Source organism: Mesorhizobium sp. M0848, from assembly GCF_040319805.1.
Classification (GTDB): Bacteria; Pseudomonadota; Alphaproteobacteria; order Rhizobiales; family Rhizobiaceae; genus Mesorhizobium.
Genome location: NZ_JAMYOM010000008.1, coordinates 101,507 through 116,683, shown reverse-complemented (window position 1 = coordinate 116,683; position 15,177 = coordinate 101,507). Strand labels below are relative to the sequence as shown.

The following is a 15,177-nucleotide window of genomic DNA, read 5'->3' as shown; positions in this document are numbered from 1 at the left end:
TCTGAATGGTCAGCCTGCTGAGAAATCAAAAAGTCCGCAACGCACTGTTGCAGGTCCTGTATGTCGGCTCGATCGCCGCGATGGTGCTTGCCGGCATTGCGATCGCCAGACAGAACCTGGCGGCGCAGGGGATCACCTCCGGATTCGACTTCCTGTTCAAGTCCACGGGCTGGGACCTGAACTTCTCGCTGCTGCCCGCCACGGCGAACGATCCTTATTGGTGGTACTTCCTCATCGGGATCATCAATACGCTGTTTCTGGGAACCGTCGGCCTGACGCTGGCGACGATCGTGGGAACGATCGTCGGCCTGGCGCGAACATCCTCGAACGAATTGGCCCGGCTGCTCGGCCGCACCTATGTGGACATCTTCCGAAACATCCCGCTGATCCTCCAGGTTTTTTTCTGGTATGCCGTCATCACCCATCTGCCGACGCCGCGCGCCGCGCATGAGGGATGGGGCTTTCTCCTCACCAGCCGGGGGCTTTACATTCCGTTCCCCAATGTCAGCAGCGCCGCGCTCGCTGCGGCGACATTGGCTGTGATTGCCGCCATCGCGCTGCCGATCTGGCTGGGCAGGACATCGCGCCTCAGCCTGCCGGTCGGCCAGCGTGGCGGCATCCAGCTTGCCTGCGCGGCGGCGGCACTTGCCTGCGCGGCCGTCGTTCTGGTGGCCGGCCGCCTGGCCGACTTGCCGCTGCTCGATTTCCCGGCGCTGCAAGGTCTCAATCTGAGAGGCGGCCTGCGCATTCCGCCGGAATTTGCGACACTGGCCATCGCGATCGCCATCTATGGCGGCTCCTACATCGCCGAGATCGTGCGCGGCGGGTTCAAGGCTGTCGGCAAGGGCCAGGTCGAGGCGGCTCTTTCCCTGGGCCTCGGCCCGTGGCGGGTCTTCATGCTGGTGCGGCTGCCGCTGGCACTACGCGCCATGCTGCCAATCCTCGCCAACCAGTATGTCTGGCTGATGAAGGCGACCACAATGGGCATCGCGGTGGGCTTCACGGATTTCTTCATGATCGTGGCGCTGACGATCAACCATTCCGGCCAGACAATCGAAGCGATCGGCATCCTGATGGCTGGCTTCCTCGCCATCAACCTCAGCCTCGCCGCCATCTTCAACCGCATCAACAAAGCAATCGCCCTCAAGGGCAACCAGTTGAGGGGGTGAGGGATGGAAATGGTCGTTGTCGCCCCTCCTGCCCTTGGAAAGATCGAGGATCTGAGGCGGCGCTTCTTTGCGACACCCCTGCAGGCATTGCTGTCGCTGGCTTCCCTGGCGATCATGGTCTTCCTGGTCTGGAAGCTCCTGAATTGGGCGGTTTTCTCGGCCGTCTTCACGACGAGCGGCGGACCCGAAGCCTGTCAGGCGGCGGCGGGAGCCTGCTGGTCGGTCATTGCCGCGCGATGGCGCATCATCCTGTTCGGCCTCTATCCCTATGACGAGCAGTGGCGGTCGGCCCTGGCTTGCCTGACCGTCGTGGTCATGACGGTGCTAAGTTGCATTCCGGCCTTCTGGACGGGTCGCCGCATCGCACTCGTATGGGGAGCCGGAACGGCGCTTTTCTACGTGCTGATGAAGGGCGGCGTGCTTGGTCTGCCCTATGTCGGCGAGGAGGCCTGGGGCGGACTGGCGCTGACCCTGTTCATCTTCGTGACCACCTGCCTGATCGGCTTCCCGCTGGCAATCTGCCTGGCGCTGCTGCGCCGCTCCGGCCTGCCATGGATTTCCCGCACCACCGGCCTCATCATCGACGGGGTGCGTTCATTGCCTCTGATCTCGATCCTGTTCACCTTCGCCATCGTGCTGCCGTTCGCACTGCCGCAATGGCTGGTGGGCGACAAGCTGTACCGGGTGATCCTGGGCTCGGCCCTGTTTTTTTCCGCCTACCAGGCGGAGATCGTCAGAGGTGGGATGCAGGGCGTTCCCAGTGGGCAAGAAGAGGCAGCCAAGGCGCTTGGCATGCGCTACTGGCAGCGCGTCGGCCGCATTCTTCTACCGCAGGCCATGCGCAATGCACTGCCGGCGACGATCAACCAGTTCGTGATCTCGTTCAAGGAAACCTCGCTGGTGATCATCGTCGGCTTCTTCGAGATCCTGGCCTCCGGCAATGCCGCCTACGGCACCGGCGAGTGGCGCTTCGCCTATGTCGAGGTCTATGCCTTCATCGCCTTCATCTACTTCATCTTCGTGTTCAGCCTGTCCCGCTATGGCGCTTTTCTCGAGCGCCGTATGTCGGTCGGCGAACGATAGGGGGCGTTTACGTGATTTCAGGAAACCGATCCAGCGGCCCCGCGGTGCTGATCGAAAATCTCGACAAATATTACGGGACATTCCAGGCGCTGCGAAAGGTGAGCTTGTCCGTGGATCGCGGCGAGAGGATCGTCGTCTGCGGCCCGTCCGGCTCCGGCAAGTCCACCATGATCCGCTGCATCAACCGTCTGGAGCAGCACAATGGCGGCCGGATCACCGTGCTCGGCACCGAGCTCAACGACGATGTCGGCAACATCGACGGGATCAGGCGGGAAGTCGGCATGGTGTTCCAGCACTTCAACCTGTTTCCACACATGACGGTGCTGGAGAACTGCATGCTCGCGCCCATGATCGTGCGCAAGGTGCCGCGCGCGGATGCCGAGGCGACCGCCCGGCGCTATCTGGAGAAGGTACGCATTCCTGAACAGGCGATGAAGTATCCCGGTCAGTTGTCCGGCGGCCAGCAACAGCGGGTCGCGATAGCGCGTGCCCTTTGCATGCAGCCCGAGATCATGCTGTTCGATGAGCCGACCTCTGCGCTCGACCCGGAAATGATCGCGGAAGTGCTCGACGTCATAGTCACGCTCGCCTCCGAAGGCATGACAATGATCTGCGTCACGCATGAGATGGGTTTTGCGCGCCGGGTTGCCGACCGGGTAATTTTCATGGATGGAGGCGAGATCGTCGAACAGGCGCCTCCCGATGAATTCTTCACCTTTTCCCGCAACGAGCGCACGCGGCAGTTCCTGTCGCAAGTGCTTGGTCACTGATCGATGCAACGATCCCGCGTCAGGCCGCAGCCATGTCCGTGACTGATCCCGTCACCGTCTTGCGCGAGATGCTCGGACCGAAAGGCTGGCTTTCGGGCAGCGATGCCAGGCCCTATCAGCGCGATTCGCTCGATCGCTACGGCGTCGCGGCTCTGGGCGTAGCCAGGCCTGCGGACACCTCCGAAGTGGCCAGTGTCGTAAAGGCATGCCATGCGGCCGGACTGGCGGTCGTGCCGCAAGGCGGCAACACCGGGCTTTGCGGCGGCGCCGTCGCCGATCGGCCGGATGCGGTGATCGTTTCGCTTTCGCGCATGACGGCGATCGGCAAACCGGACTTGGACAGCGGCTCGATCCTCATCGAGGCGGGGGCCGTGCTTGCCGCGCTGCACGAGGCGCTGGAACCGCACGGCCTGATGTTTCCGATGCATCTCGGCGCGGAAGGCAGCGCCAGGATCGGCGGCCTGGTCGGCACCAATGCCGGCGGCAGCCAGGCATTCCGGTATGGCATGATGCAAGACCTCGTGCTTGGCCTGGAGGTCGTGACCCCTGACGGGGCGATATGGAACGGGCTGCGCGCGGTGCAGAAGGACAATGCCGGCTACCAGTTGCGCAAGCTCTATTGCGGCGCGGAAGGAACGCTTGGCATCGTGACGCGGGCGATCCTGCGGCTCTACCCGATGCCGCAGCGGCAGGCGAGCGCGCTTGTCGTCATGCCCGATTTCGCTGCCGCGGTTTCGTTCGGCACCTTTCTGCGGGGCGAGGCGGGGGAATTCCTGACCGGCCTCGAGTTCTTCTCCGACATCGGGCTGGGACTGGCCCTCAAACACCTGCCCGACCTAGCCTACCAGTTGGTCTATGTGCTGGTCGAACTGGCATCGGCCGTCCCCCGCGTTCCACTCGACGAGATACTGGCTTCGGCGCTGGAGTGGGGGATGGAGCAAGGCCTGGTGCTGGACGGAGCATTGGCGGCGACGGGCGCGCATCGCGCACAATTCTGGCGGCTGCGAGAGGAGCAGCCGGAAGGACAGAGGCTGGAAGGCGAGCAGCTGAAGCACGACATCTCGGTGCCTCCGGGCGCTATCGCCCGTTTCGTCGAGGCCGGCGCAGAGATCTGCGACGACATTCTTCCCGGCGTGCGGATAAACCCGTTCGGGCATCTCGGCGACGGCAACATCCACTACAATCTGTCGCCGCCGGAAGGCCGCGCCGATTTTGACGGCAAGGCCGGGCGGTTCGCCGAGGCGCTATCGTCGCTCGCCACGGAAATGGGCGGCAGTTTCGCGGCCGAGCATGGACTTGGCCGCGCCAAGGTCGCCATGGCCGACCGAAACCGCAGTCCGTTGGAGCGCGAACTCATGGCGCGGCTCAAGGATGCATTCGATCCACGGGGAACGATGAATCCGGGCGTGCTGGTGCACGCTGCTCGGCAAAGAAAAACTTTCGAATAGACGGCATTTCTTGATTTCGCCCCGAACCGCCTGCGTGCACCTATGAACCGAAGGCAGGCTCGATCGACCTGCCGCCAAAGTGAGGATGTCGAAGCATGATCCGCAATGGCGGCCGCCTTCTCGTCGAGTGCCTGATCGGGCTTGGCGCGACCAGGAGCTTCGGCGTGCCCGGAGAAAGTTATCTGGCCGTCCTGGACGCGCTGCACGACACGCAGGGAAAGCTGGACTACACGCTTTGCCGCAATGAAGGCGGCGCGGCGTTCATGGCCTCGGCCTACGGCAAGCTTACCGGCTCGCCAGGCATCTGTTTCGTGACGCGCGGCCCAGGCGCCACCAACGCCAGCATCGGCGTTCACACGGCCATGCAGGACAGTTCGCCGATGATCCTGTTCGTCGGCCAGGTCGGCACCGACATGAAGGGCCGCGAAGCCTTTCAGGAAATCGACTACCGGGCGGTGTTCGGCACGGTCGCCAAATGGGCGGTCGAGATCGACGATGTCGCGCGCCTGCCCGAGATTGTGGCGCGGGCATGGACGACCGCATTGACCGGACGACCTGGTCCCGTCGTGGTCGCGCTGCCCGAGGACATGCTGACCACCATGACCGAAGCGGCTCCGCTCAGCGCACCGGTGGCCATTTTCGAGCCGGCGCCGGCGCCGGAAGCGATCGCTTCGGCCTTCAGGCTGCTGGCCAAGGCCGAGAGGCCGGTCCTGCTCATGGGCGGCGCCAACTGGACCGTGGACGGACGCGCGGCGCTACAGGCTTTCGCAGAGGTTTCCGACATCCCTGTCGTGGCGGCCTTTCGCTATCAGGACCAGTTCGACAACCATTCGCCGGTCTTTGTCGGCGAGGCCGGCGTCGGCATGGTGGCGCATGTCAAAGCCCTGCTCCGCGACGCCGACGTGATCCTGGCCGTCAATGTGCGTTTCGGCGAGATGACCACGGACGGCTATACGCTGCTGTCCGTGCCGTTGCCGCGCCAGAAACTGATCCATGCCCATGGCTCCGATCGCGAGATCGGCAAGATCTATGTGCCGGCCATCGGTATCCATGCCGGGCCGAACGCTTTCGCCCGGGCGTTGACGCCCGTCAAAGGCGGCTGGGCGGACTGGCGCGCGACGGCCCGCAAAGCCTATGAAGGGACATTCGGCGCGCCCGTCCAGCCCGGCCCGGTGGACATGGTGGAGGTCAGCGCCTGGCTGCGCGAAAACCTGCCTCCCGACGTCATTCTCACCAACGGCGCCGGCAATTTCACCGTCTGGCCGAACAAGTTCTTCAAGTTCGGGCCGGACGCACGGCTGCTCGCCCCGCAGTCTGGCGCCATGGGCTACGGCCTGCCGGCGGCAATTGCCGCCAAGGTTGCGTTTCCAGAACGCACGGTCGTCTGCTTTGCCGGCGACGGCGACTTCCAGATGAATTGCCAGGAACTCGGAACCGCCATGCAGGCTGGCGCGCAGCCGATCGTGCTGATCCTCAACAACGGCATCTACGGCACGATCCGCGCCCATCAGGAGCGCCACTATCCGGCGCGCGTTTCGGGCACGTCGCTCGAAAACCCTGATTTCGTGACACTGGCAAAGGCCTATGGCTTCCATGCCGAGCGGATCGAGGCGACGCGCGATTTCGCGGCGGCGTTCGATCGGGCGCTCGGATCCGTGACGGGAGCGGTCCTCGACATCGCCATATCTCCCGAAGCGCTGACGCCCCGACAGACCCTTTCCCAGATGCGTGACGCCGCGCTCGCTTCCCAGAAGGCCAAGGCATGACCTCCAAAGACGACATCCGTCTCGGCGCGGACATCGGCGGCACGTTCACCGACGTCGCGCTCGACCTCAGGGGAACGATCTTCTCCACCAAGGTGTTGACCAATTATGCGGCGCCCGAGCAGGCGATCCTGGACGGCATTGCCGTCGTCACGCGCGATGCCGGTATCGCGCTTGCCGAGATCGGCATCATCATCCACGGCACGACGCTGGCGACGAATGCGCTCATCGAACGCCGTGGCGCCAGGACCGCGCTGGTCACCACCGAAGGGTTCCGCGATGTCATCGAGATGCGTACGGAAAACCGCTTCGAGCAGTATGACCTCGACCTGCAGCTGCCGGCGCCGCTAATCCCGCGCGAGCACCGTTTCACGGTAAAGGGCCGGATCGGCGCGGAAGGCCAGGAGCTTCAGCCGCTCGACGAAGCCGCCCTGGAAGGCATTGCCGACCGGATCGGGGCCGGCGGCTTCGGCTCCGTGGCGATCGGCTTCATCCACGCCTACACCAACCCTGATCATGAGCGCCGGGCACGCGCTATCCTGTCCCGCAAGCTTACCATCCCGATTTCGATCAGCGCCGAAGTCTCGCCGCAGATGCGCGAGTTCGAACGCTTCAACACGGTCTGCGCCAACGCCTATGTGCGGCCGCAGATGGCGGACTATCTCGCGCGTTTCCAGACCCGCTTGAAGGAGATGGGCGCCGAGTGCCCGGTCTTCATGATCCATTCGGGCGGCGGTCTGATCTCGGTGGAGACGGCCTCGGAATTTCCCGTGCGCCTCGTCGAGTCCGGCCCGGCCGGCGGCGCCATCTTCGCCGCCGACATCGCCAGGCGATTCGGCCTGGAAAAGGTCGTCTCCTATGACATGGGCGGCACCACTGCAAAGATCTGCCTGATCGAGGATTATGCGCCACGCACCGCCAGAACCTTCGAAGTGGCGCGTACCTATCGCTTCTGCAAAGGTTCCGGCATGCCGATCTCCATTCCCGTGATCGAGATGATCGAGATCGGCGCCGGCGGCGGCTCGATCGCCTGGGTCGACGCCATGGGCCGCATCCAGACCGGTCCCGAAAGTGCCGGATCGGAACCTGGCCCGGCCTGCTACGGCCGCGGCGGCAGGCGCCCGGCCATCACAGATGCCGACCTGGTGCTCGGCAAGCTCGATCCCGACAATTTCGCCGGCGGCGCCATCAGGCTGGACACGTCCGCATCCGAACAGGCGATCCTGCGCGATGTCGGCGAACGCCTGTCGCTCGATGCCATGGCGACGGCCTTCGGCATCTGCGAGGTGGTGGACGAGAACATGGCCAATGCCGCCCGCGTCCATGCCGTCGAAAACGGCAAAAACATTTCCGACAACGTGATGATCGCCTTCGGTGGCGCGGCCCCGCTTCACGCCGCGAGGCTTTGCGAGAAACTCGGTATCGACCAGTGCATCGTCCCCAAGGGCGCGGGCGTCGGATCGGCGATCGGCTTCCTCAAGGCTCCGTTCGGCTACGAAGCCCTGGCATCCCGGCTGACGCGGCTGTCGCAGTTCAAGCCGGCCGAGGCCAATGCTTTGCTCGACGACCTCAAAGTGTCAGCCGAAAGCTTCGTGCGGGCAGGGGCCAACGGTACGATCACATGCGAAATCACCGCCTTCATGCGCTACGCCGGCCAGGGCTGGGAAATCCCCGTGCCGCTGCCGGACAAGCCGTTCGGCAACGATGCCGCAACCACGCTCGAGGATTTGTTCCAGGCGAATTACCAACGCTTCTTCGGCCGCGCCATCGAAGGACTTGGCGGCCTGGAAATCGAGATCGTCACCTGGTCCGTGAAGGCGACGGATGTCCGGCCTGCTGTCGCCAGGCACGAGCTGATCACCGGCAAGCGGACCACTCAGCCGGCAACAAGCCGCGCGGTGTTCGATCCGGCCAGCGGTGCGCCACGGACCTATGGCATCGTCGAACGGGAGGGGCTGTGCACCGGCGATCGGGTGGCGGGCCCGGTCATCATCGTCGAACGCGAGACGTCCACCGTCGTCACCACGAGCTTCGACGCCGTCATCCAGAGCGACGGCGCAATCCTTCTGATCCGCAAAGGCAGCCAGGCATGAGCGACATCAGTGAAATCCGCATGCAGGTTATGTGGAACCGGTTGATCTCGGTGGTCGAGGAGCAGGCCCTCACCTTGCTGCGCACGGCTTTCTCGACATCGGTGCGCGAATCCGGCGACCTGTCGGCGGGCGTGTTCGATCCCCGCGGCCAGATGCTGGCACAGGCGGTGACGGGAACGCCCGGCCATGTCAACACCATGGCCGAGGCGGTGCTGCATTTCATGAATGAAATCCCGCGCGAAACCATGTTCGAGGGCGACACCTACGTCACCAATGACCCCTGGTTGGGCACGGGCCACCTGCACGACATCACCATGGTGTCGCCGTCGTTCCTGAACGGCGAATTGGTTGCGTTCTTCGCCTGCACTGCGCATGTGGTCGATGTCGGTGGGCGCGGCTTCGGCGCTGACGGCAAGTCGGTCTACGAGGAAGGTATCCAGATCCCGATCATGAAGTTCGCGGAGAAGGGCAAGGTCAATTTCGATCTCGTCAGGATCCTGCGCGCCAACGTCCGCGAGCCGAACCAGGTCGTCGGCGATTTCTATTCGCTCGCCGCCTGCAACGAAGTCGGCCACCGACGCCTCGTCGACATGATGAAGGAGATCGGCCTGGCATCGCTGGACGGGCTTGGCGAGTTCATCTTCTCGCGCACCCGCGACGCCATGGTCGAACGCATCAAGGCGATGCCCAAAGGCAGCTGGTCGAACGCGCTGGTGACCGACGGCTACGACAAGCCGGTGAAGCTCGCGGCGACCGTCACGGTTCGGGACGCCGGCATCGAGGTCGATTTCACCGGTACCGACCCGATGAGCCGATGGGGCATCAACTGCCCGATCATCTACAGCAAGGCCTATGCCTGCTACGCGTTGAAATGCGTGGTGGCGCCCGATATTCCTAACAATGCCGCGTCGCTCGCCTTCTTCACCGTGTCGTCTCCGGTCAACATCCTGAACGCCGTGCGGCCGGCGCCGGTGGCGCTCAGGCACATCTTCGGCCACATGGTTCCCGATCTGGTGCTCGGCGCGATTGCCAAGGCGATGCCCGGCAAGATCCTTGCCGAGGGCGCCGGCGCACTGTGGAACATCCATATCTCGGTTCGGCCGGTCTCCGGCGGTTCGGGCCGCCGCGCCGAGGTGCTGATGTTCAATTCCGGCGGCATGGGCGCGCGCCCCGGTCTCGACGGATTGTCGGCGACGGCCTTCCCCTCCGGCGTCCATACGATGCCGATCGAGGCAACGGAGCACACCGGCCCGATCGTCATCTGGCGCAAGGAGCTGCGGCCCGATTCCGGCGGCGACGGCGAGTTCCGCGGCGGGCTCGGGCAGGTTATCGAAATCGAGGCGATCGAGGGCCATGAATTCGACTTTTCGGCCATGTTCGACCGCGTCAATCATCCCGCCCACGGGCGCAACGGCGGCGGGCCTGGAGTGGCCGGCGTGGTCAGGCTGGACGATGGCACGCAGATGCGGCCCAAAGGCTGGCAGCATGTTCCGGCCGGCCGTCGGCTGATCCTCCAATTGCCGGGCGGTGGCGGCTATGGCGATCCGTCCAAGCGCAGCACCGAGGCGCGGGCGAACGACCGCTCCAAGGAATACATTTCGGAGAACGGCAAATGAGCTACATTGCCTCGCGCCTGTCTGCGGTGAAGCCTTCGGCGTCCATGGCTGCTTCGCAAGCAGCCAAGGCCCTGCGCGCCAAGGGCGTCGACGTGATCGATCTTGGCTTGGGCGAGCCGGATTTCCCGACACCGAGCCACATCATCGAAGCGGCGCATTTTGCCGCGAAGGCCGGCCAGACGCTATACACGGGTGCCGCCGGCACGGCCGAGGTGCGCGAAGCCGTGGCCGGCAAGTTCCGCCGCGAAAACGGACTGGACTACACGGCGGACGACGTCGTCGTGGCCAATGGCGCCAAGCAGATCATCTTCAACGCGCTGATGGCGACGCTGGAGTCTGGTGACGAAGCGATCCTGCCGGCGCCCTACTTCGTTTCCTATCCCGAGATGGTGAAGCTGCTCGGCGGCACGCCTGTCGTTATCGAGTGCCCGGAAACTTCGGGCTTCCGGCTGACGCCGGAGTTGCTCGAAAAAGCCATCACGCCAAGGACGAAATGGCTGTTCCTCAACATGCCCGGCAACCCCTCCGGCGCCATATATTCGCAATCGGACCTGCGGGCACTCGGAGCGGTTTTGGCAAGGCATCCGCAGGTGCTGGTGCTTTCCGACGAGATTTACGAGCACATCCTGTTCGACAGACGCGACTTCGTCTCCTTCGGCAAGGCTTGCCCGGAACTCAGGGACCGCACCCTGATCGTCAACGGCGTCTCCAAATCCTATGCGATGACCGGGTGGCGTGTCGGCTATGCCGCCGGGCCGGCGCCGCTCACCAGGGCGATGGCGACCATCCAGAGCCAGTCCTGCACGTCCGTCTGCTCGATCGCGCAAGCGGCGACGGTGGCCGCGCTCAACGGCCCTCAGGACGAGGTGGCACGCTTTCGGCAGGCGTTCGAGGCGCGCCGCGACCTTGTCGTGGACGGCATCAGGCGAATCAACGGTCTTACGCTTTCGCCACCGGAAGGCGCCTTCTATGCCTATATTGGCTGCGCCAGCCTGATCGGCCGCAGGACCCCAAAAGGCGTCGTGCTCGAGGACGACACGGCAGTGGCGAATTATCTCCTGAACGAAGGGCGCGTGGCCTCGGTGCCGGGCGCCGCCTATGGACTTTCACCCTATTTCCGCATCTCGACCGCGACCGGCGAAGAGGTGCTGACCGAAGCGATCGCGCGCATCAACGCCGCCGTCGCGCAAGTGGAGTAGATCATGCCGCATTACGAACGCATCCTGATCACCGGCGCGGCCGGCCGCCTCGGTTCGGAACTGCGAAAGGGGCTGGTGCCGCTGGCAAAAACGATCCGCCTGGCAGGCCGCGAACCGTTCGGCGATCTTGCTCCACACGAGGAAGAAGCGGTCTTCGACCTCGCCGATATGGAGGCGACGATTGCCGCCACCAAGGATTGCGACGCGATCGTGCATTTCGGCGGCGCACCACTCGAATGCGAATGGCAAACCATCCTGGACTCCAGCATCCGCGGCTCCTATCACATCTACGAGGGCGCCCGGAAACACGGCGTGAAACGAGTCATCTATGCCTCCTCCGTACATGCCGTCGGCTATCACGAGGTCGAGGCGCATATCGGCGTCGACGTGCCGGTCCGTCCCGACAGCCTCTATGGCGTGTCGAAGAACTTCGTCGAGAGCCTGAGCCGGCTTTACTGGGACAAGTTCGGCATCGAGACGGCGTGCCTGCGCATCTTTTCATCCTTCCCCGAACCGGCGGACCGTCGCATGCTATGGTCATACCTCTCCTTCGCCGACTGTGTGCGTCTGGTCGAGGCAGCTCTCACCGCGCCGCGCGTCGGCCATACGATCTCCTTCGGCCTTTCCGACAACAAGGTGAAAACGGTCGACAACAGCGGCGCCAACCATCTGGGGTTTTCTCCGCAGGATAGTGCCGAGCCGTTCCGCGCAGCGGTCGAGGCGAAGACGCAGATTCCGGATCCCAAGGCGCCATCGGTGAAGTATCTGGGCGGGTGGTTCTGCGAGCTTGGCCATCCGGACGACGAGCCGGCGTAGCTATCGAAATACCAATCCGCTAGATGGCGCAGACCGGAAGCCGAGATGCGGCAGGCGATGGATTCACGCATGGTGGCGGAGATCGAGCAGGTTGTCGGCGGTCGTCATCGGTTTTGGGATTCTCACCTGATCTGGTAGTGGGATCCAAATCACAGGAGATGGCATGCCGAACGATGTACTCGTGCGCGACAGCAATGGCGCTCAATTGAATGACGGCGATTCCGTCACGCTGATCAAAGACCTCAAAGTCAAAGGCACTTCGGAGACGATCAAGCGCGGCACGTTGGTGAAGGCCATCCGGCTGAACGGCAATCCCGGCGAGATCGAATGCAACACCAAGCAAGTGAAAGGCCTGGTGCTCAAGACGGAGTTCGTGAAGAAGGCGTAAGCCTCAAGGCGGCAAGCGATCTCGATGGCTCCTTCGGGATTCCGGAAAGCCTGCCGTCGCCAAGTGGGTCGCGGAGCCATTGAGCGTCCGGCACCCGACAGTTGCGCTGTAAAATTGATGATTTCGCCGACCAGGCACAAAAAACCGCCAAGACCTAAGTCTGGAACCTCCTGCCGCTCCGCGCGTTTCACGGCGTCCCGTTCGCGGACCCGCCCGGATATCTCTCCAAGCGCGCGAAAAAACCAGGAGCCCGCTTCATGCACGACAAGCTGTTTCATTCACCGGTCGCACTGTCGGTCGGCCTCGGCTTCAAGCGCGAGATTGCCTCGCTGGCCGAAATGCACGATTTCCTCACCAATTGGACCACCTCCCGCCGCGGCCCGCTCTACCGAAATGCGGTGAAGGCATGTGATCTGGCCGTTCCAGGTTATGTGAGCGTCGAGCAGGCGCGCCGGGCGTTGCTCGAATTCGCGCAAGCCGCGGGCATCCTGTGGCCGGACCTCGAGCCGGTGGCGGGCGTGCACGCCGTTGCGCGTGGTTATGGCGGCTACGCCGCCTGAAGATTGATGTTCCCCGTGGCGGCTGAAGCCATACCACCATAGAAAGCTCGGCTGGCCCCCAGCCGGGCTTTCCCGTTTCCGGCAGCTCGCAAGGAAATCGCAATCCTGTGGTTGGCCGTGTGCCTTGGGCGACAATGCCTGGGTGGAGTGTTGGGAAGAGCCCGCGCAAAAATCTTTATGACATTCCTATTTCTTTCCACTGCGCCCTGTCTCGAACCTTTATGGCGATCGGGTCCATATTCCTTTCAGAAAACACAACCGGTTCCGTCGCCAAAGATGCGACGGGCCACTTCCGATATATTGCGAACTCTCCTGTCAAATTCGCAAAGTGCAAAAGAACAAAAGGAATAAACACAATGGATATAGCCGTTATCGGGATCGGAATTTTGTTCTTCGCCTTTTGTTTCGCCTACATCAAAGCTTGTGACGCGCTCTAGAGCGAGGCTGAAAAAATGATCATCGACTATATTCTCGGTGGCGGCGTTACGCTGTTCCTGCTCGCCTACCTGACATACGCCCTCGTTCGTCCAGAACGCTTCTGAAGGCACGGAAAGCCCACAGCCATGACACTGAACGGTTGGATACAGATCCTGGTCTATTGCGGGATCGTCATATTGCTGGTGAAGCCGCTCGGCGGCTACATGCACCGCGTCTTCAACGGCGACCGCACGCTGCTTTCGCCGGTCCTTCGCCCGCTTGAGCGCGGGCTTTATCGTATCTGCGGAACCAGCGAACGCGAGGAACAGCACTGGACCACCTACGCGGTCGCCCTGCTGCTCTTCAACCTCGCCGGCTTCCTGGCGCTTTATGCCCTGCAGCGTCTGCAGGGCAGCCTGCCTTACAATCCTGCCGGCATGACAGCGGTTGAACCAGGGCTGGCCTTCGACACCGCCGCCAGCTTCATGACCAACACCAACTGGCAGAACTATGGTGGCGAGAGCACGATGTCCTATCTCGTGCAGATGGCCGGGCTGACGGTGCAGAACTTCGTTTCGGCGGCCACCGGCATTGCCATCGCCATCGCGCTGATCCGCGGCTTTGCACGGGCCTCCGGCAAGTCGATCGGCAATTTCTGGGTCGATATGACCCGCTCCACACTCTATCTGCTTCTGCCGTTCTGCATCGTGCTGACGCTGGTCTATGTCTGGCTCGGCATGCCGCAGACGCTCGGCGCCTACGTCAACGCCACGACGCTGGAAGGCGCGCAACAGACCATCGCCGTCGGCCCGGTCGCTTCGCAGGTGGCCATCAAGATGCTCGGCACCAATGGCGGTGGTTTCTTCAACGCCAATGCCGCGCACCCGTTCGAGAACCCCGACGCGATCTCCAACCTGATCCAGATGGTGTCGATCTTCGCCATCGGCGCCGCCTTGACCAATGTCTTCGGCCGCATGATCGGCAACCAGCGCCAGGGCTGGGCGATCCTCTCGGCCATGGGCGTCATGTTCATCGCCGGTGTCGCCATCTGCTATTGGGCGGAAGCCGCCGGCAACCCGCTGGTGCATGCGCTGGGCATCGACGGCGGCAACATGGAGGGCAAGGAGACGCGTTTCGGCACCGCCCTGTCGGCGCTGTTTGCCGTCATCACCACGGCCGCTTCCTGCGGCGCGGTGAACGCCATGCACGGCTCGTTCACCGCGCTCGGCGGCATGATCCCGATCATCAACATGCAGCTTGGCGAAGTCATCGTCGGCGGTGTCGGCGCGGGTCTCTACGGCATCCTGATGTACATCGTCGTTGCCGTCTTCATTGCCGGCCTGATGGTCGGCCGCACGCCCGAATATCTCGGCAAGAAGATCGAGGCCAAGGAGGTCAAGATGGCTATGTTGGCCATACTATGCCTGCCGCTGGCGATGCTGATCTTCACGGCCATCGCCGTCGTGCTGCCGACCGGCGTGGCGTCGATGGGCAATGCCGGCCCGCACGGCTTCTCCGAGGTTCTGTATGCCTACACTTCGGCGGCGGCCAACAACGGTTCGGCCTTTGGCGGCCTCAGCGGCAACACGCCCTGGTACAACATCACGATCGGCATCGGCATGCTGATGGGCCGCTTCCTGGTCATCATTCCGGCGCTGGCCATTGCCGGCTCGCTGGTGGCGAAGAAAACGGTTCCGGCTTCCGCCGGCACCTTCCCGACCGATGGCCCGCTGTTCGTCGGGCTGCTGGTCGGCGTCATCCTGATCGTCGGTGGCCTCACCTTCTTCCCGGCGCTCGCCGTCGGGCCGATCATCGAGCACCTGGCGATGGCTCACGGGCAGACCTTCTGAGACCG

Annotated in this window: 13 protein-coding genes; all 13 read left to right on the top strand. The window is 63.5% G+C overall.

Going from position 1 to position 15,177, the window contains the following annotated elements:
- Positions 1-5: 5 nt before the first annotated feature.
- The 13 genes from NKH95_RS11380 to kdpA all read left to right on the top strand — a co-directional run bounded on the left by NKH95_RS11380 (position 6) and on the right by kdpA (position 15,172).
- A complete protein-coding gene (locus tag NKH95_RS11380) occupies positions 6-1,169 on the top strand; it encodes an ABC transporter permease subunit (RefSeq protein ID WP_023810152.1) in 1,164 nt (387 codons plus the stop codon).
- 3 nt (positions 1,170-1,172) lie between these two features.
- Positions 1,173-2,252: an amino acid ABC transporter permease gene (locus NKH95_RS11375; RefSeq protein ID WP_023810151.1), complete on the top strand. Its 1,080-nt coding sequence runs from the start codon at positions 1,173-1,175 to the stop codon at positions 2,250-2,252.
- Positions 2,253-2,263: 11 nt separating this feature from the next.
- Complete coding sequence (locus NKH95_RS11370; RefSeq protein WP_031212843.1) at positions 2,264-3,022, top strand: amino acid ABC transporter ATP-binding protein; 759 nt, start codon at positions 2,264-2,266, stop codon at positions 3,020-3,022.
- Between the two features lie 32 nt (positions 3,023-3,054).
- On the top strand, positions 3,055-4,470 hold the full coding sequence (locus tag NKH95_RS11365; RefSeq protein ID WP_352891579.1) for an FAD-binding oxidoreductase: 1,416 nt from the start codon (positions 3,055-3,057) through the stop codon (positions 4,468-4,470).
- A gap of 95 nt (positions 4,471-4,565) precedes the next feature.
- A complete protein-coding gene (locus tag NKH95_RS11360; protein WP_023810148.1) occupies positions 4,566-6,236 on the top strand; it encodes a thiamine pyrophosphate-binding protein in 1,671 nt (556 codons plus the stop codon).
- Complete coding sequence (locus NKH95_RS11355; RefSeq protein ID WP_352440889.1) at positions 6,233-8,326, top strand: hydantoinase/oxoprolinase family protein; 2,094 nt, start codon at positions 6,233-6,235, stop codon at positions 8,324-8,326. Before NKH95_RS11360 ends, NKH95_RS11355 begins: the two co-directional genes overlap by 4 nt.
- Entirely contained in the window at positions 8,323-9,942 is a 1,620-nt protein-coding gene (locus tag NKH95_RS11350) for a hydantoinase B/oxoprolinase family protein (protein WP_352891577.1), read from the top strand. The genes NKH95_RS11355 and NKH95_RS11350 overlap by 4 nt, the downstream gene beginning before the upstream one ends.
- Positions 9,939-11,141 carry a pyridoxal phosphate-dependent aminotransferase gene (locus NKH95_RS11345; RefSeq protein ID WP_023810145.1) on the top strand — a complete coding sequence of 401 codons (1,203 nt, stop codon included), beginning with the start codon at positions 9,939-9,941 and terminating at the stop codon, positions 11,139-11,141. The genes NKH95_RS11350 and NKH95_RS11345 overlap by 4 nt, the downstream gene beginning before the upstream one ends.
- A 3-nt stretch (positions 11,142-11,144) precedes the next feature.
- Complete coding sequence (locus NKH95_RS11340) at positions 11,145-11,957, top strand: NAD-dependent epimerase/dehydratase family protein (RefSeq protein WP_023810144.1); 813 nt, start codon at positions 11,145-11,147, stop codon at positions 11,955-11,957.
- Between the two features lie 163 nt (positions 11,958-12,120).
- Positions 12,121-12,345, top strand: a complete 225-nt coding sequence (locus NKH95_RS11335; RefSeq protein ID WP_023810143.1) for an alkylphosphonate utilization protein — start codon at positions 12,121-12,123, stop codon at positions 12,343-12,345.
- Positions 12,346-12,602: 257 nt separating this feature from the next.
- A complete protein-coding gene (locus tag NKH95_RS11330) occupies positions 12,603-12,905 on the top strand; it encodes a DUF982 domain-containing protein (RefSeq protein WP_023810142.1) in 303 nt (100 codons plus the stop codon).
- 452 nt (positions 12,906-13,357) lie between these two features.
- Entirely contained in the window at positions 13,358-13,447 is a 90-nt protein-coding gene (locus tag NKH95_RS11325) for a K(+)-transporting ATPase subunit F (RefSeq protein ID WP_023810140.1), read from the top strand.
- 21 nt (positions 13,448-13,468) lie between these two features.
- Positions 13,469-15,172 (top strand): potassium-transporting ATPase subunit KdpA, encoded by a 1,704-nt coding sequence (kdpA, locus tag NKH95_RS11320; protein WP_023810139.1) that lies wholly within the window; start codon positions 13,469-13,471, stop codon positions 15,170-15,172.
- The last annotated feature ends 5 nt before the right edge of the window (positions 15,173-15,177 follow it).